Raw genomic sequence first — 16,056 nt, 5'->3', positions numbered from 1 at the left:
GCGGGTGCTCCGGTCATGTTTTTCGCAATAGACATGCCTGGCGTCGAATATCGCCGATGCGTGTATCAGCGCCCCGGCCGGCCCGTCTTGCCCTTGGTTCGGCTCTTGCGCTTCTGCTCGCCGGCATCCTCATAGGAACCCGCGCCGATCTTGCCGCGCACCAGCGGTCGCGGATCGTCCGTCGCGCGCTCCGGCTGCCCCTCCAGCAACGGTGAGAACCGTTTGCCGGGCTCGGTCTCGGGCTTGTCGGGCACTGCGCCGCGCACGGGTTTTTCGGTCCTGCCCACCGTCATCTCGTCCAGCGTGTTCCTGCGGAAAAGCGGTTTTCCCGCATCCGAGCCGGGGCCCATTTCGTCGAGCGAGGGTTTGGCGAAGAGGGATTTGCCGCTTTCGTTCGCTGCGGTGCCCGCCTCCGTCCTGCCGGATGTCTCACCCTCCGGCGGGGAGATCGACAAGTGGCTGCGTCTGTTGTTTTTTCCGCCGCCTTCGATGGCGCGGGCCTCCTCCTTGGCCATCGGGTCGTCCATGGTCGCCAGTTCGGCGGCCTTGAGGCGTTTGATTTCGTCGCGCAGGCGGGCGGCTTTTTCGAAGTCGAGATCGGCGGCGGCGTCGCGCATGGATTTTTCCAGCGCGTTGAGATGGGCCTGCAGATTGTTGCCGACCAGATGGCCGCCATCGGCGAAGCCCTTGCCGGAAACGCCAGAAATATCGGCCCTTACGTGATCGCGCTCATAAACAGAATCAAGAATGTCGGAAATCTTCGCCTTGACCGATTCCGGCGTGATGCCGTGTTCGGCATTATAGGCCATCTGCTTTTCGCGGCGGCGGGAGGTTTCCTCCATCGCCCGCTTCATCGAGCCGGTGATATTGTCGGCATAAAGGATAACCTTGCCGTCGACGTTACGGGCGGCGCGGCCGATGGTCTGGATCAGCGAGGTTTCCGAGCGCAGGAAGCCTTCCTTGTCGGCATCGAGGATGGCGACGAAACCGCATTCGGGAATATCGAGACCCTCGCGCAAGAGGTTGATACCGACAAGCACGTCGAAAGCGCCGAGGCGCAGGTCGCGGATGATCTCGATGCGCTCCAGCGTGTCGATATCCGAGTGCATGTAACGGACGCGGACGCCCTGTTCATGCAGATATTCGGTCAGGTCCTCGGCCATGCGTTTGGTCAGCACGGTGCAGAGCGTGCGGTAACCCTTGGCGGCGGTCTCGCGGATTTCGCCGAGAACGTCGTCGACCTGGCTGCGGGCGGAGCGCACTTCCACCGGCGGATCGATGAGGCCGGTCGGGCGGATGACCTGTTCGGCAAAGACGCCGCCGGACTGTTCCATCTCCCATGAGCCGGGGGTTGCCGAAACCGCCACGGTGAGCGGGCGCATCGCGTCCCATTCCTCGAAGCGCAGCGGCCGGTTATCCATGCAGGAGGGCAGGCGGAAGCCGTATTCGGCCAGCGTCGCCTTGCGCCTGAAGTCGCCGCGATACATGCCGCCGATCTGGCTGACGGAGACGTGGCTTTCGTCGATGAACAGCAATGCGTTATCAGGGATATATTCGAACAGGGTCGGCGGCGGTTCGCCGGGATTGCGGCCGGTGAGATAACGCGAATAGTTCTCGATGCCGGCGCAGGAGCCGGTCGCCTCCAGCATTTCCACATCGTAGCGGGTGCGCTGTTCCAGCCGCTGGGCTTCCAGCAGGCGTCCGGCCTTTTCCAGCTCGGCGAGGCGGCCCTTCAATTCTTCCTTGATCGACTTGATCGCGCCGTTGAGCGTCGGGCGCGGGGTGACATAGTGCGAATTGGCGTAAATCTTGACGGATTGCAGCTCGCCGGTCTTCTGGCCGCTCAGCGGGTCGAATTCGGTGATGGAATCGATCTCGTCGCCGAACATCGAGATGCGCCAGGCGGCATCTTCAAGGTGGGCGGGGAAGATTTCGATGGTATCGCCGCGCACGCGGAACGAGCCGCGCTGGAAATCCATGTCGCGGCGTTTGTATTGCTGGGCCACGAGGTCGGCCAGAAGCTGGCGCTGGTCCAGCCGGTCACCCACCTGCATCTGGAAGGTCATGGCCGTATAGGTCTCGACCGAACCGATACCGTAGATGCAGGAAACCGAGGCGACGATGATGCAGTCGTCGCGTTCCAGCAGCGAGCGGGTGGCGGAGTGGCGCATCCGGTCGATCTGTTCGTTGATCGAGGATTCCTTCTCGATGAAGGTGTCGGAGCGCGGCACATAGGCTTCCGGCTGGTAATAATCGTAATAGGAGACGAAATATTCCACCGCATTGTCGGGGAAGAAGTTCTTGAACTCCGAATAGAGCTGCGCGGCCAGCGTCTTGTTGGGGGCGAGGATGACAGCCGGGCGCTGCGTCGCCTCGATCACCTTGGCCATGGTGAAGGTCTTGCCCGAGCCGGTGACGCCGAGCAGCACCTGGCTGCGTTCGCCGGAATTGATGCCTTCCACAAGGTCGTTGATGGCCGTCGGCTGGTCGCCGGCGGGCTGGTAGTCCGAGGCCATGCGGATGGCGACGCCACCTTCCGATTTCGGTGGCCGGGCGGGCCGGTGCGGCGTCCACAGCTTGCCGTCCTTGAACAGCGGATTGCCGCTCTCGATCAGTTTCGACAGCGCGTCCACCGTTGCGGTGACGGCGCCCGGCGCGAGGTTGGCGGCATCCTCCAGCGATACGTCCATGCCGGCGACTGGATTGAGACCGGCGGCGGCGCGGGTTTTCGGATCGCTCGATGCGCCGATGGAAACGCCGCGTGCAGTCTTGGAGGCCGTGGTGTTCTTGGCCGTCTTCGGGGGGGCTTTCTGGGCCTCCTTGCGCGCCTCGATCTCGATCTTCTTGCGGTGCTTGCCTGCCTTCGAGGCGATTTCGCGCTGGGTTTCCACGGAGGACGCCTCCGCTTCCGCCTCAAGCTGCTTCACCCAATCGGCGACGCTGCCGCTGAGCGGCGCGCCTTCGAAGGACGATTGCGGAGCTTCCTCGAAGCCCGAGGGCGAGGAGGTGGAGTTTTTCGGTGATCTGGCCATGGGCGAAATATGGAGGGAGTCACGCATAAAGGGAAGGGGATGCGGTGAAAAAATGAGTACAAAAAGGAAACGAAGCGTGCGGAACAAAATTCGGCCGGATGCGTTGCGTAGCGGCTGAAGACAGCTTTGTTCAAATCCGTAGGAAATCGATTCCGGTTTTCGGGCGGATGCGCTAGAGCAAATCCATACGGGCGGAATGAGGGTTCCCTTCTGACTGCCTTCTCCTGCCGCATTTCATGACATCCCTCCCTTTTTTCCAGGACCCATCATGCCGTTCTCAATCAGCCCTGCCCATATCTGGCCTGTCCTGATGCTTATCGCCTCCAATGTTTTCATGACCTTCGCCTGGTACGGCCACCTCAAGCACAAGGGCAGCGCGCTCTTCCTGGCGATTGTCGCAAGCTGGGGCATCGCCTTCTTCGAATATGTGCTTGCCGTTCCCGCGAACCGCATCGGTTCGGAGGTCTATTCCACCGCGCAGCTCAAGACCATTCAGGAAGTCATCACGCTCGCGGTCTTCGCGCTGTTTTCGATCTTCTGGCTGAAGGAAAGCATCACCATCAATCACGTGATCGGTTTTGCGTTGATCGCTTTCGGCGCTTCCTTCATTTTCCGCTCCTGAAAAGGAATAGATACCCCGGCGTCTTGCCGGCCCGGAACCAGTCGCAACGGATATGAGGTGATGTATCGATGAAAATACGGCCTGCGACAGTTGACGATGCAACCGGAATGGCGGCGGTTCAGAACGAGATATTCTCGGCCGGCCTCCGAAAAGCGCCAACGGACATTATGGCGGTGCTGGAGAATTACATCCAGCACGCCGACCGTATCGAATGCTCGGTCGCCGAGGATGACGACGGGCGTATCCTGGGCTTCCAGTCGCTGCGTTATGCGCGGACGGACAATCCCTATGGCGTGGCGGAAGGCTGGGGCATCATCGGCACCCATGTCAGCCCGCAGGCGGCGCGAAGAGGTGTGGGATCCGCCCTCTTCGCGGCAACGCGCAGGGCGGCGGAGGCGCGTGGCCTTAAAAATATCGACGCCAGCATCGGCGCGGACAACATGCTCGGGCAAAGCTATTACGAAGCCATGGGATTTATGACCTATCGCCAGCCGGCGGGGCTGGTCTGCAAGGTTTACCGGCTGGGCTAGACGCGGTTTGCTTCCGGTCAGCCGCGACTGTCGTTTTCGGAATATTGCAGGCGGGCCTTGCAGATGCGAACGTGGTTCTCGTCAGCCCATTGCACCAGCAATTGCATCGGCACCAGAAACGAGCGGCCGAGATTGGTCAGTTCATATTCCACGCGCGGCGGCACCTCGGCATAAAGCGTGCGGCGGATGAAGCCATCTTCTTCCAGCCGTTTCAGCGTGCGGGACAACATCTGCTTGGAAATATCGTCGATCCTGCGGTTCAACTCGTTGAAGCGCAGCACGCCGCCCTGCAGGGCTTCCAGAACCAAAAGGCTCCATTGATCGCCGATACGGTCCAGCACGTCGCGGATGGGGCAGGGCTGGTCGAAGGCAAAAACCTCTTTCGTCTGCGTATCCGCCATGTTCTTACCCCTTGCCCTTTTTACCCTTGCAGGTCATCGCCATGTGACCAGATCAGCCGCCGCTGACTTCTTGCGGCTACGGCTGCGATACCATAGCTCTTCTTTGCGGTCTATAATCTAGACCGGTAACGATAGTGACAAGAGGAAAGAAGCCATGGCTAAAATCGCGCTCATCGGCGCTTCCGGCAATGCCGGGTCCCGTATTCTGAAGGAACTTTCCGACCGGGGACATCAGGTGACGGCAATCGCCCGCAATCCCGAAAAGATCGCCAGCCTGCCGAATGTGGTGGCAAAGAAGGGCGATGTTTTCGATCAGGCAGGGCTTTCGGAACTGCTGAAGGGTCACGATGCCGTGATCAGCTCGGTGCATTTCACCGCCAGCGATCCGGCAACGCTGATCGAGGCCGTGCGCGCCTCCGGCGTTCAGCGCTATCTCGTCGTCGGCGGCGCCGGCAGCCTTGAAATCGCGCCGGGCCAGCGTGTGGTCGACCTGCCGGATTTCCCGGCCGCCTACAAGGCTGAGGCTACCAAGGGTGCGGAGTTGCTGGACCGGCTGAAACAGGAAAAGCAGCTCGACTGGACCTTCCTGTCGCCATCCGCCGAATTCGTGCCGGGCGAAAGAACGGGCAAATTCCGCATCGGCAAGGATAATCTCCTCAGCAACGATGAGGGCAGCCGCATTTCCTTCGAAGACTATGCCATCGCGCTTGTCGATGAAATCGAGAAGCCGCAGCATTCCCGCCAGCGTTTCACCGTCGGTTATTGAGAGGTATCACCCATGAATTTCGTAACACGCCGTCTTGCCGTCGCCACCCTTGCCCTTGCACCCGCGCTGATGGCCGCACCGGTTTTGGCGCAAACCGCAACGCGGGATTTCGCGCAGGAAGAAGCCAATCGCAAACTGGTGATCGAGTTTTACGACACGGTCTTCAACAAGCATGATGTGGCGAAGGGCGCCGCCGTCCTCGTCGACAGCTACAAGCAGCACAACCCGATGGTGCCGGACGGCAAGGCGCCGTTCGTCAATTATTTTACCGGCTTCTTCAAGGAGAATCCGCAGTCGAAAGCGCGGATCGTGCGTAGCGCCACGGATGGCGATCTAGTCTATCTGCACATCCATTCGACGGAAAATGAAGGCGATCGCGGCAGGGCCATCGTCGATATCTTCCGCGTCACCGACGGCAAGATCACCGAGCACTGGGACGTGATCCAGGAGGTGCCGGAAAAGGCGGCGAACAACAATACGATGTTCTGAGGGCTGTCGCCGTCGCATTGCTGATAACAGGGAAACAGCCGGGATTTTCGCCCGGCTGTTTTCATTTTCAGATTGCACGTCGTTTCTGGCGGGACTGTACGATCAAATCCAGCACCAGCATGGCCAGCAGGCTCGCGCCCACCAGCGGGAAAATGATGCCGCCGATGGCGAGTATGGCGAGCAGACCGTGCAGGACGCGTTTTTCCTGCGGCAGGGGTGGCACGCCGAGTGACCCTTTCGGACGGCGTTTCCACCACATGATGCCGGCAGACACGGCAAGCAGCACAATGCCGATACAGGTCGCCAGAAGCACGATCTGGTTGGCGAGGCCATATTGCTGGCCCAGATGCACGTTGATGCCCCATTCCAGCGCTTTGCCGAGCGGGCCGTAATCGGCGTAGCTCATATCGATCAGCGGCTCGCCGCTATATTGATCGAGATGGACGACACGTTGCTGCGCCAGATCGTCGGGATAGACGGAGCCACTATAAACGCCCGTCGGTTTTCCCGGCAAGGAGACAGCGTAACCGGCGGCAAGACCGAGCGCGTCGAAACGCGCTATCGCCTCGTCGATCCCGATTGGCTGGCCTTCGGCAAAATGAGTGGATTCCGGTATTTTCGCCTGCTCCAGCGACCAGCTCGTCTTCGCCACGTGATCGAGATGTTCGCCCGACATCGGAACATCGGTGCGGATGCCCGCCGGATATCCGAAGTTGCTGCCATTCGCCCATTCATTGATTTTCGCACCCCAGACGCCCGACCAGGGCATGCCGGTGACCGCAAGGAAAACGATGAAAAAGCCGACGAAAATGCCGGTGACGGCATGGGTGTCGCGCCAGAACACCCGCTTTTTCGGCGTGCCGCGCACGGTCACGACACCGCCGGTCTGCTTTCGCGGCCACCAGAGATAGATGCCGGTGGCGACAAGAAGGATGGACCAGCCGGCAGCGATCTCGATCAGATAGCGGGCATAGGTACCGAAATATTTCAGGCTGTGGAGATAGCGGATCGTCCACATGACGGTGCCGCGATCCGGCAGGGAGCCCGCTACCTCTCCGGTATAGGTGTTGACATAGACGGCCCGCTTTCCATCCGCCGTATTGACGGTGATTTCCGTCGACGCGCCGGGATCGGCGGGTGTGGTATATTTGACGGCTGTGCCGGGAACGGCCGCAAGAGCTGCACTCACGATCTCGGAAGGCAGCGCTTTCGGCGCATTTTGCACCACTTCGATCCGCTTGAGGTCTGAATGGATGAGATTATCGAACTCGTCCCGGAAGAGATAAAGCGCACCGGTGACGGCGAGCGATATCATGAAGGGCAGGACGAGCAGACCGGCGTAGAAATGCCAGCGCCATACGGCACGGTAAAGATTTGCGGACGAGGAATGCGCAGGCGCACGCTCGCCCTCGAAAGAGGTCGTAACGGACATGGATGTCTCCGCAAGAGAATTGATTTTCCGGCAGGCCGGACAGTGTTCTAGCGCTGCGGAGCGGAGGGAGGTGCGCGTGGGCGCGATTCCAGATTGGGCGGCGATGGCGGCAATACCGCGTCGACGTTCAGGAAGGCGACTTCGACCGCGGGGAGAATATTGTCCGCGCGCTCGATGGGAATAACCGGAAGAGCGGCGGCCGTGGCCGAGGCCAGACGGCAGAGCGTGCCGCAACAGTCATCGGCGATCTTGCCGGCCGGGTTCTGCTTGCCGGAGCCGCCTTCCGGCATATGGCTGGAACAGATGATTTCATCCGCCGCCAGCGTGGCCATCGCCATATTGCCGCTGGTCAGGCCGTTGGCGAGACCCTGCAAAAGGAAAAGCAGAACCGCCAGCATGGCGATGGCGCCAGCCGAACTTCTGTCCTGCATGATCCTGCGAATGAATCCCATGCAACCGGAATGTCATATTTGCGGCGAAATGTCACCGCGACACAATGACGGGATGGGAGGGGCAACAAGCGCGCGCACCCTGATCCCAGTTGTATGTTTATATTGTCCAATTACTTTCGATTTTAATTGGACTCACAAGTGAGAATCCGTGTATTTCACTCGTGATCTGTATTTTTTATTTGATAATAAAGAATATTATTATGTTATTTTATTTCACTTAAGAAAGTAAATTTCAGAATTAATTCATATGTGCTTCACTCCATGCAGTGATGGTGATCAGCGATTTCTTCAATTCGGCGCGCCTTGTGAGGCAATAAATGGCGGTCGCAGGGTATCTTTCATGAAAATAGCCGTGGTGCAGTTCGATAGCCGTCCACTCGATACGCTTGGGTTTCTTGCGTCATTGATCGTCCGCAATTCGCACTATGCAAGACAGCACGGTTATGAGCACTTTTTCGTCAACCAGTTGGGGATGGAAATTCCGCCATTTTGGGCAAAGCCCCATGTCGTGATGTTCTATCTGAAATCCGGCTACGATATTGTATTGTGGTTGGATACCGACGCGGTCGTCCACGATCTTGCGATACCGGTCACCCGGTTTTTCGCGGGCGATGAAGTTTTCATCTACGCGTCCGACAATCCTGTCTGGCGCAGTCCCTTCAATGCAGGCGTATTCATGTGCAAGGGGATCATAGCGCTGGACCTTATGCTCGAATGGGCGGCACTGTATCAGCCTGATCAATGGGAAAAGCACGAGAACGGCTGGCGGTGCAGGGATGCGCGGTGGGCGGGAGCAGCCTATGAGCAGGGCAGTTTCGCGATTAACATCTTGCCGAAATACGGCCAGTCTGGTCTCTTCAAGCAACTGCCGTGGCAGGTGCTGCAAAGCCCGTTTCCGCTCGAGAATTCATTCACCCTGCATTTTGCGGAGCGGTTCAAAGCCAATATCGGCGTCTATTGCGCTGCCTTCCCGCAACCCCGGCTTTCCCGCGAAGAATGATCCGGCAACGCGGGTGGGCCGACGTTGTTTGCCGGATATATGCTAAATGGAGAGCGGCGCTGGAGCCCAGCGCCGCAGCGCGCTTATTCCGCTGCCGGAATGGGCGTGGGTTGTCCGGTTTCGTCCATCGCCACCATGATGAAGGTTCCGGCGGTGACTTTTTCCAGCTTGTCATAACGCGACCGCTGCGCCCAGGCTTCCACCGTCAGCGTGATGGAGGTGCGGCCAACACGGGCGATGTCGGTATAGATGGACAGCGTATCGCCGATCTTCACCGGCAACTCGAAGGCCATTTCCTTGACCGCCGCGGTGACCACGCGACAGCGGGAACGCTCCGCTGCACGGATGCCGCTCGCCAAGTCCATCTGCGACATGACCCAGCCGCCGAAAATATCGCCGGCCGGATTGGCGTCGGCCGGCATGGCGAGCGTTCTGAGCGTCAGCTCGCCGGTCGGTTTGATGGTCTGGTCGGTCATGTTGAGATTTGCTCCGTGCGAATGATAAAGGCGCAGCATGCGTTGCGCTTTGCGATTTCGCAAGGAAGGCGAAGCGTCAGGACGACGCTTTGCCCAGAAATTGCTGCGTTGCATAAAGGGCGATCGCTGCCGCATTCGAAACGTTGAGCGATTTGATCTCGCCGGGCATATCGAGACGGGCGAGCGCCGAGACGGTTTCGCGCGTTTTCTGGCGCAGGCCCTTGCCTTCGGCGCCCAGCACCAGCGCGATTTTTTCACCGCTGAACGTCTGCTCGATGGGGGCGGGGCCTTCGGAATCCAGACCGACGGAGAAGAAGCCGAGCTTGTGCAGCTCGCCCAGCGCATCGGCCAGATTGGTGATCTGGATATAGGGAATGAGTTCCAGCGCACCGGAAGCCGATTTCGCCAGCACGCCCGACTCGGTCGGGCTGTGGCGCATGGTGGTGATGACGGCGCCGGCGTTGAAGGCGACCGCCGAGCGCATGATGGCGCCGACATTGTGCGGATCGGTGACCTGATCGAGCACGAGAATGAGCGGGCTGTCCTTCAGCGCGCCGAGACGCTTGACCGGCAGCGGCCGGGTTTCCAGCATCACGCCCTGGTGGATGGCTTCGGGGCCGAGCACACGGTCGATATCCTGCGGCGAAACCATCTCGACTGGGAAGGGTTGGGCATCGGCCTCGCCGATATCGAGACGCGCAAAGGCGTTCTGGGTGACGGAGAGCTTGACGATCTGCCGTTCGGGATTGGCGAGTGCCGCACGCACGGTATGCAGGCCGTAAAGATGCACCTGATCCGGCGCAAGCTGCGGCGGCTTCCAGTCGTCCGCGCCGCGGTTCTTGCGCTTCTGTTGCTGCGGGGTCGGAATTTCGCCACGCTCGCGCTTGGCGTCGCGCACGGCGCGGCGCAGGTTGGCATAGTGCGTGTCGCGGGTGGATTTGTTCTTGGGATCGTCTTTGCTCATGGCGCCTTATATCTCTGCCGGAAGGCGCGCACCAGCCCCCGCGATAATCCACAGGGCCGTAAAGAGGTTTGAATTTTTTCCCGAAAATTCGTGAAAGGGCGTGTTGACAGAAACGAACGAGGCCGTCATATACGCGCCACAGACGACGCAACGGCGCTTCGCCGCAGCGAAATCTGAAGAGCTTGGTCGCTCGATCCTAGCAGAAAGCTGGAGGGATGCCCGAGTGGTTAAAGGGGACGGACTGTAAATCCGTTGGCTACGCCTACGTTGGTTCAAATCCAACTCCCTCCACCATTCTGCACGGATCGAAATCACCACCGCGGGTATAGCTCAATGGTAGAGCAGCAGCCTTCCAAGCTGAATACGCGGGTTCGATTCCCGCTACCCGCTCCACCTTCTCCCCAATATCATCAATAAGTTTCTTTAGCGCTGTTTTGCCGCCTTTTTCCTCGGCGGAAACATGCTGCCGTCTTCTGGCATTTTTCCACCTGTAGGAAGGGCGTTCTTCCTGAGCGCCTTGTTATGAGGTCTGACTGCGTCTGTGGGGGGCACACCATGCAGAACGCGTCTTCAGGATGGCTCCAGCGCCGACTGGATCCGCAGTTTCTCCGCGTCCAGTTCGCTCAGCCTTCCCATATGCGCCGTGATTTCCTCAAAGATCGAGGTGCGATCCGTTTTCGACAGGCGCTCCACGCGACGCAGGGCCGTGATGACCTCGATCAGATCAAGTCGCTCCTGTTCAAGCTTTTCCAGATTCCAAAACATCGCGTTTTCCCCGTTGGCACGCCTTCAAACGGCTGGCCGGGCAAAAGGTTCAGATCAGTAGAATTTAAGGTAAATTTTATCTTGTCGGCGACGGCCCGGGCTGGAGATGCTCCCCGGGCCTCAGCCGAATCAATAGGGTGAGCGGCACTGCGTCCGCGTGCCGGCAGGGGCCATATAGCTGTTGTCGGTGGGATGGTAGGATGTGTAACGCGCTGCACACCATTTTATATGGTCGATTTCGGCTTGAGACAGGGCGTAGCCGTTGGGCGTGGCTTCTTCGCCTTTCCCTGCCGCAAAGGCAGACGCGGGGTAACCTCGCTGATCTGAATTCTGCGCCTGCGCCTGTGTTTCGTAGGCCGGCTGTATGAGGCTCAACGCCTGGGCGGGCACGACAGCAGCGGCAGATATCGCGACGCCAAGAGCGAGCGCGGAGATGGTCTTCGGCATCCTCAACATCGATAAATCCTCGTTATTCGTTCGGTATGCTAACGAAAACTTAGGAAATTCGTTCCGGTGAAGGGTTGACGTCACACGAACACGTGATTCTCCGGGCTGGGCGCAGGAGGCGGTTGAAGCGGCAATCTCGGGGTGCTCTCCGTCCTGCGGCGGCTTTCATGATGACGGTGCGATGCTGCCTTCACCGGGAAGACGGTGTGTCCGGCAAGCAAGTTCCATTCCCACCTGCTTCACTTTCCGTCCTTTCGCACTGCTCGTTGACAAGCGGAAAATCCGGTCAGATAGTCGGCCGGCAATCATGCAAACGGGAGTCTTCAATGTTTAACAGGGTTGTCATTCTCTCATCCTTTGCGCTGCTGGCATCGGCGGCGTTTGTCTCCCCCGCAGCCGCACTCACCATGAAGGAGTGCAGCGTGAAATATCAGGCGGCGAAAGCCGACGGGTCGGCCAAGGACGTCAAGTGGAACGACTATCGCGCCAAGTTCTGCGGCAGCGAGGCGGCAGCCGAGGATGCGGCCGACGACAAGCAGGTCGCGGCCACCACCGAAAAAGAACCCGCAAAAGCGACGACAAAGGCCCCGAAGGGCGTCGCTTTCCCGAGTGCTGTCGATAAGAAATATTCAAGCGAGACGCCCGCAAAGGCCCGCCTGAAAACCTGTGTCGACTCTTATCACAAGAACAAGAATGACGGCACGCTCGGCGATCTGAAATGGATCCAGAAGGGCGGCGGCTACTGGAGCCTGTGCAACACGGCCCTGAAGAGCTGAGACAGGCAGGGGCGGATTACCTCCGGCGCTGGCGCGTTATCCGACATGGTTTCGGATAACGCGTGAGCCGATTCGACCGTGATCGTTTGCCCTTGGCCCCTTTTCCCCTTGCCGCCATTCGCCGGCAGATGCGGATATCGCTTCCTATCCGCGATCAGGATTTGGTCGCGGATGAGTCCGTTTCCTGATGGGTGGAAACGCGGGGTATGGGGCAACCCCGTTTTCCGGCGGGTAAAATCTGCGAATGGCTTGCGATTCAGTCTCTTGATAGAAAGACTTGACCCTGCGGCTTGATCCGCATCCAGCAATTCAACGGCTGCGGCTGTCCGATGACGGCTCGCCGGCAATGTGGGCGGATGACCAGACGATTTCGAAACTATCTCACCGTGCTGGCCATATCGCTGCTGATGTGGACGGTGATCCTTGGCGTCGTTTATTGGCTGTTTCGATAGGTTTTATCACAGCTTGCCGGCCTGAATGAAAGTGCCGCAGGGCCTGTGCGGCGATAAAGCTGCCACATGCCTGCGAGGCCGATATTCCCGAAAATTTGATATGGTGAGAGGCGGCCGCCCCATTTCGGCTTTGCTGGCGTGACCTTATGGTTCGGTGAAATCAGGAAAGGGTCATCATGAAAAAATCCGTTGCCGCGACATGCCTTGTAGCTTTCTCCATGTCGGTCGTTACCGGCGCCATGGCTGAAGAGCTGGTGATTCCGCTTCCGAATGACACGACGGTTGAAAAGGTGGAGACCGTCTACCAATGCGCCGCCGACAAGGTGGAGGCCGTCTATTTCAGTGCCGGTGAGATCAGCCTCGTGCGGCTGGGGCTGAAGGATGGCGTCACCGTTGCCGCAAATGTCATTTCCGGCTCGGGCGCGAAATATCAGGGCGGTATTTATGTGTGGTGGTCGAAGGGCGAGGAGGCGGATCTTTACGATCTGATGGCGGATCCGGAGATGAAAAAGCCGGTTCATTGCGTGGAAGCGAAGAAGTCCTGATCGTCGGGAGCTTTACCGCAAAGGAGCGGCGGCAGGGCGGTTTTTGAAAACCTTGCCATGCCGCCGGTCAGCGTGGGAGTGCGCGCGCGGCGCGTTCAGCCAAGAACGAGCGACGCAAGAAGCGCCAGCAGGATAAGAGAGCTGGCGACAACACCGAGCCTCACCCTGCGAAGGCGGCGGGTACGACCGCCGCTCCAGTCATAAGCCATTGGCAGCTTTACCTTTCTTTTTATTATTATGACTTATTGACTAGCTCCCTAGGCTTGCCCGTGGCTGACCTCAATTGTCAGAATCCATCGGCGAAAATTCACGATTTCCCTGTCTTCTCCCGATGTTGCAGCAAGCGCGGCGATTGATTCTTCCTGTCCTGCGACGGCATATCGGGTGAGGGGACCTGATGGGCGCAGGCCATGAAAAAGGCCCGGAAACTGGCGTTTCCGGGCCTTCTGGAGAAGCGTGTCTGCTGGTCGTTTCAGCTCAGATAGGGCTGGAGATAGGGCAGAACCTCGAGGGTGCCGTGATACAGCATGTTGAGGGCGACATAGATGATGACCATCAGGCCGAGATAGGAAATCCAGCGATAGCGGTGCAGCAGCTTGGCGACGAAGTTGGCAGCAAGACCCATGAGCGCAATCGAAACGACGAGGCCGATGATGAGCACCGTCACATGTTCCTGCGCGGCGCCGGCGACGGCAAGGACGTTATCCAGCGACATGGAAACATCGGCGATGACGATCTGGGTCGCGGCCTGGAAGAAGGTCTTGTGACCCTTGGTCAGGTCGGCCTCTTCGTCCGTCACCTCGTCTTCGATGGAGCCTGCGGCCTCACGCAGTTCGACCCACATCTTCCAGCACACCCAGGCGAGCAGCAGGCCGCCGAACAATTGCAGGCCGACAATGGCGAGAAGCTGCACGGTGACGGCGGCAAAGCCGATGCGCAGAACCGTGGCGGCGATGATGCCGACCAGGATCGCCTTGCGGCGGAGGTGAGCGGGCAGACCGGCAGCGGCAAGGCCGATGACGATGGCGTTGTCGCCCGCCAGCACGAGGTCGATTGCGATGACCTGTAAGAATGCCGTGAAACCGGCGGCTGTGAAGATTTCCATGGGATGGTCCTGAAACGGATAGAGAGGTCGCGAGGGAAGCGACGGATCGAGATATGGCTTGGGATGGCGCGTCCACGCCGGATTCCAGTCGCCCGTCTCCCCCCGGCGATGAAATGTCCTTAAGCCATCATGCCGGTGCAGGTAAAGAAGTTGTGATAGAAATATCTTATTTAGTGATCGGCCATTCCGGAGGAGGGGGTCGTTGGGCCGTTGCCCGCTTCGCCCTCGCGAGGGTTTGAATGTCGCAAATCAGATACCATATACGGGCCTCAAGGCACGCTTAGGGCGCGCGCGAAGACGCTTTCACAATTAAGTCTTGCGCATTCGCTTACAAAGCCTTAAACGGCGACACCAAACCGGTACGCCGGGGAAACTACTTCACGTTCACAGGAAGCAATTCACATGGCAAAGAGCAAGTTTGAGCGCAATAAGCCGCACGTCAACATTGGCACGATCGGTCACGTTGACCATGGCAAGACGTCGCTGACGGCAGCGATCACGAAGTTCTTCGGCGAATTCAAGGCGTATGACCAGATCGACGCCGCGCCTGAAGAAAAGGCCCGTGGTATCACGATTTCGACGGCACACGTTGAATACGAAACGCCTGCCCGTCACTATGCGCACGTCGACTGCCCCGGCCACGCCGACTACGTGAAGAACATGATCACCGGTGCTGCCCAGATGGACGGCGCGATCCTGGTTTGCTCGGCTGCTGACGGCCCGATGCCGCAGACCCGCGAGCACATCCTGCTTGCCCGTCAGGTTGGCGTTCCGGCGATCGTCGTGTTCCTCAACAAGGTCGACCAGGTTGACGACGCCGAGCTTCTCGAGCTCGTCGAGCTTGAAGTTCGCGAACTTCTGTCGTCCTACGACTTCCCGGGCGACGATATCCCGATCATCAAGGGTTCGGCACTTGCCGCTCTTGAAGATTCCGACAAGAAGATCGGTGAAGACGCGATCCGCGAGCTGATGGCTGCGGTTGACGCCTACATCCCGACGCCTGAGCGTCCGATCGACCAGCCGTTCCTGATGCCGATCGAAGACGTGTTCTCGATCTCCGGCCGTGGTACGGTTGTGACGGGTCGCGTTGAGCGCGGTATCGTCAAGGTTGGTGAAGAAGTCGAAATCGTCGGCATCCGTCCGACCTCGAAGACGACGGTTACCGGCGTTGAAATGTTCCGCAAGCTGCTCGACCAGGGCCAGGCCGGCGACAACATCGGCGCACTGGTTCGCGGTGTTAACCGTGACGGCGTCGAGCGTGGTCAGATCCTGTGCAAGCCGGGTTCGGTTAAGCCGCACAAGAAGTTCAAGGCTGAAGCCTACATCCTGACGAAGGAAGAAGGCGGCCGTCATACGCCGTTCTTCACGAACTACCGTCCGCAGTTCTACTTCCGCACGACGGACGTAACGGGCATCGTTACGCTTCCGGAAGGCACGGAAATGGTTATGCCTGGCGACAACGTGACCGTTGACGTCGAGCTGATCGTTCCGATCGCGATGGAAGAAAAGCTGCGCTTCGCTATCCGCGAAGGCGGCCGTACCGTCGGCGCAGGCATCGTGGCTTCGATCGTCGAGTAATCTTTTCCCGCAAGGGATTTGAGAAAACCCCGCTGGAGACAGCGGGGTTTTTTATTGCCCGAAAGGGTCAGAGTCCGTTTGAAAACGTCGGACGGGTCGATCCGGCGATGCTTTTTGCGTCTGGCTGCGTCGAAAATCTTGACGATATCATCGGATATCGCCTTCGATCTTCTTCTTGCCAGACACAAAAATCACCTGCCGGCTCTCCGCCGCCGAGTTTCCAA

The 16,056-nt window shown here is 59.1% G+C and carries 17 protein-coding genes and 2 tRNA genes; 10 read left to right on the top strand and 9 right to left on the bottom strand.

All coding sequences use genetic code 11. The annotated features are described in order from the left end of the window. Positions 1–65: 65 nt before the first annotated feature. The gene (uvrB, locus tag ACQZ60_RS09870) at positions 66–3,032 is read right to left on the bottom strand and encodes an excinuclease ABC subunit UvrB (RefSeq protein WP_425647115.1); all 2,967 of its coding nucleotides are present in this window, start codon (positions 3,030–3,032) and stop codon (positions 66–68) included. A gap of 268 nt (positions 3,033–3,300) precedes the next feature. Here uvrB and ACQZ60_RS09865 point away from each other — a divergent pair, with 268 nt between their 5' ends. Further along, positions 3,301–3,654 carry a DMT family protein gene (locus ACQZ60_RS09865; protein ID WP_003507620.1) on the top strand — a complete coding sequence of 118 codons (354 nt, stop codon included), beginning with the start codon at positions 3,301–3,303 and terminating at the stop codon, positions 3,652–3,654. Positions 3,655–3,761: 107 nt separating this feature from the next. Next, complete coding sequence (locus ACQZ60_RS09860; protein WP_448735329.1) at positions 3,762–4,184, top strand: GNAT family N-acetyltransferase; 423 nt, start codon at positions 3,762–3,764, stop codon at positions 4,182–4,184. Between the two features lie 17 nt (positions 4,185–4,201). Here ACQZ60_RS09860 and ACQZ60_RS09855 read toward each other — a convergent pair whose 3' ends face one another. Then, complete coding sequence (locus tag ACQZ60_RS09855) at positions 4,202–4,585, bottom strand: winged helix-turn-helix transcriptional regulator (protein ID WP_059759567.1); 384 nt, start codon at positions 4,583–4,585, stop codon at positions 4,202–4,204. A gap of 154 nt (positions 4,586–4,739) precedes the next feature. Here ACQZ60_RS09855 and ACQZ60_RS09850 point away from each other — a divergent pair, with 154 nt between their 5' ends. Both ACQZ60_RS09850 and ACQZ60_RS09845 read left to right on the top strand, forming a co-directional pair. After that, complete coding sequence (locus ACQZ60_RS09850; RefSeq protein WP_448735150.1) at positions 4,740–5,351, top strand: NAD(P)-dependent oxidoreductase; 612 nt, start codon at positions 4,740–4,742, stop codon at positions 5,349–5,351. 12 nt (positions 5,352–5,363) lie between these two features. Further along, entirely contained in the window at positions 5,364–5,840 is a 477-nt protein-coding gene (locus ACQZ60_RS09845) for a nuclear transport factor 2 family protein (RefSeq protein ID WP_448735149.1), read from the top strand. Positions 5,841–5,907: 67 nt separating this feature from the next. On the opposite strand, the gene ACQZ60_RS09840 is transcribed toward ACQZ60_RS09845, so the two are convergent. Together ACQZ60_RS09840 and ACQZ60_RS09835 are read right to left on the bottom strand one after the other, a co-directional pair. Further along, on the bottom strand, positions 5,908–7,272 hold the full coding sequence (locus tag ACQZ60_RS09840) for a PepSY-associated TM helix domain-containing protein (RefSeq protein WP_448735148.1): 1,365 nt from the start codon (positions 7,270–7,272) through the stop codon (positions 5,908–5,910). Positions 7,273–7,319: 47 nt separating this feature from the next. Then, positions 7,320–7,724 carry a DUF2946 family protein gene (locus tag ACQZ60_RS09835; protein WP_448735147.1) on the bottom strand — a complete coding sequence of 135 codons (405 nt, stop codon included), beginning with the start codon at positions 7,722–7,724 and terminating at the stop codon, positions 7,320–7,322. Between the two features lie 340 nt (positions 7,725–8,064). On the opposite strand from ACQZ60_RS09835, the gene ACQZ60_RS09830 reads away from it, so the two are divergent. Then, positions 8,065–8,724: a glycosyltransferase family protein gene (locus tag ACQZ60_RS09830; protein ID WP_183044079.1), complete on the top strand. Its 660-nt coding sequence runs from the start codon at positions 8,065–8,067 to the stop codon at positions 8,722–8,724. 83 nt (positions 8,725–8,807) lie between these two features. On the opposite strand, the gene ACQZ60_RS09825 is transcribed toward ACQZ60_RS09830, so the two are convergent. After that, positions 8,808–9,200, bottom strand: a complete 393-nt coding sequence (locus ACQZ60_RS09825) for an acyl-CoA thioesterase (RefSeq protein WP_035263398.1) — start codon at positions 9,198–9,200, stop codon at positions 8,808–8,810. Between the two features lie 76 nt (positions 9,201–9,276). After that, positions 9,277–10,164, bottom strand: a complete 888-nt coding sequence (gene rlmB / locus ACQZ60_RS09820) for a 23S rRNA (guanosine(2251)-2'-O)-methyltransferase RlmB (RefSeq protein WP_035263385.1) — start codon at positions 10,162–10,164, stop codon at positions 9,277–9,279. A 209-nt stretch (positions 10,165–10,373) separates the two neighbouring features. Between rlmB and ACQZ60_RS09815 the strand changes: the two genes are divergently transcribed. Both ACQZ60_RS09815 and ACQZ60_RS09810 read left to right on the top strand, forming a co-directional pair. Further along, positions 10,374–10,458, top strand: a tRNA-Tyr gene (locus tag ACQZ60_RS09815). 25 nt (positions 10,459–10,483) lie between these two features. Further along, positions 10,484–10,557: transfer RNA gene (locus ACQZ60_RS09810), tRNA-Gly, on the top strand. Between the two features lie 177 nt (positions 10,558–10,734). Here the strand turns inward: ACQZ60_RS09810 and ACQZ60_RS09805 are convergent. Together ACQZ60_RS09805 and ACQZ60_RS09800 are read right to left on the bottom strand one after the other, a co-directional pair. Then, the gene (locus tag ACQZ60_RS09805; protein WP_035263387.1) at positions 10,735–10,929 is read right to left on the bottom strand and encodes a hypothetical protein; all 195 of its coding nucleotides are present in this window, start codon (positions 10,927–10,929) and stop codon (positions 10,735–10,737) included. Positions 10,930–11,058: 129 nt separating this feature from the next. Continuing rightward, positions 11,059–11,385: a BA14K family protein gene (locus ACQZ60_RS09800; RefSeq protein WP_035263389.1), complete on the bottom strand. Its 327-nt coding sequence runs from the start codon at positions 11,383–11,385 to the stop codon at positions 11,059–11,061. Between the two features lie 317 nt (positions 11,386–11,702). Between ACQZ60_RS09800 and ACQZ60_RS09795 the strand changes: the two genes are divergently transcribed. Together ACQZ60_RS09795 and ACQZ60_RS09790 are read left to right on the top strand one after the other, a co-directional pair. After that, the gene (locus ACQZ60_RS09795; RefSeq protein ID WP_035263391.1) at positions 11,703–12,152 is read left to right on the top strand and encodes a hypothetical protein; all 450 of its coding nucleotides are present in this window, start codon (positions 11,703–11,705) and stop codon (positions 12,150–12,152) included. Between the two features lie 628 nt (positions 12,153–12,780). After that, positions 12,781–13,149 (top strand): MliC family protein, encoded by a 369-nt coding sequence (locus tag ACQZ60_RS09790; RefSeq protein WP_035263393.1) that lies wholly within the window; start codon positions 12,781–12,783, stop codon positions 13,147–13,149. 472 nt (positions 13,150–13,621) lie between these two features. On the opposite strand, the gene ACQZ60_RS09785 is transcribed toward ACQZ60_RS09790, so the two are convergent. Beyond that, entirely contained in the window at positions 13,622–14,254 is a 633-nt protein-coding gene (locus ACQZ60_RS09785) for a TerC family protein (RefSeq protein ID WP_035263395.1), read from the bottom strand. A 402-nt stretch (positions 14,255–14,656) separates the two neighbouring features. Here ACQZ60_RS09785 and tuf point away from each other — a divergent pair, with 402 nt between their 5' ends. Continuing rightward, on the top strand, positions 14,657–15,832 hold the full coding sequence (gene tuf, locus ACQZ60_RS09780; protein WP_003525183.1) for an elongation factor Tu: 1,176 nt from the start codon (positions 14,657–14,659) through the stop codon (positions 15,830–15,832). The last annotated feature ends 224 nt before the right edge of the window (positions 15,833–16,056 follow it).

The sequence above is a fragment of the Agrobacterium sp. 22-223-1 genome, from assembly GCF_053522385.1.
This window is presented reverse-complemented; position numbering and strand designations above follow the sequence as displayed.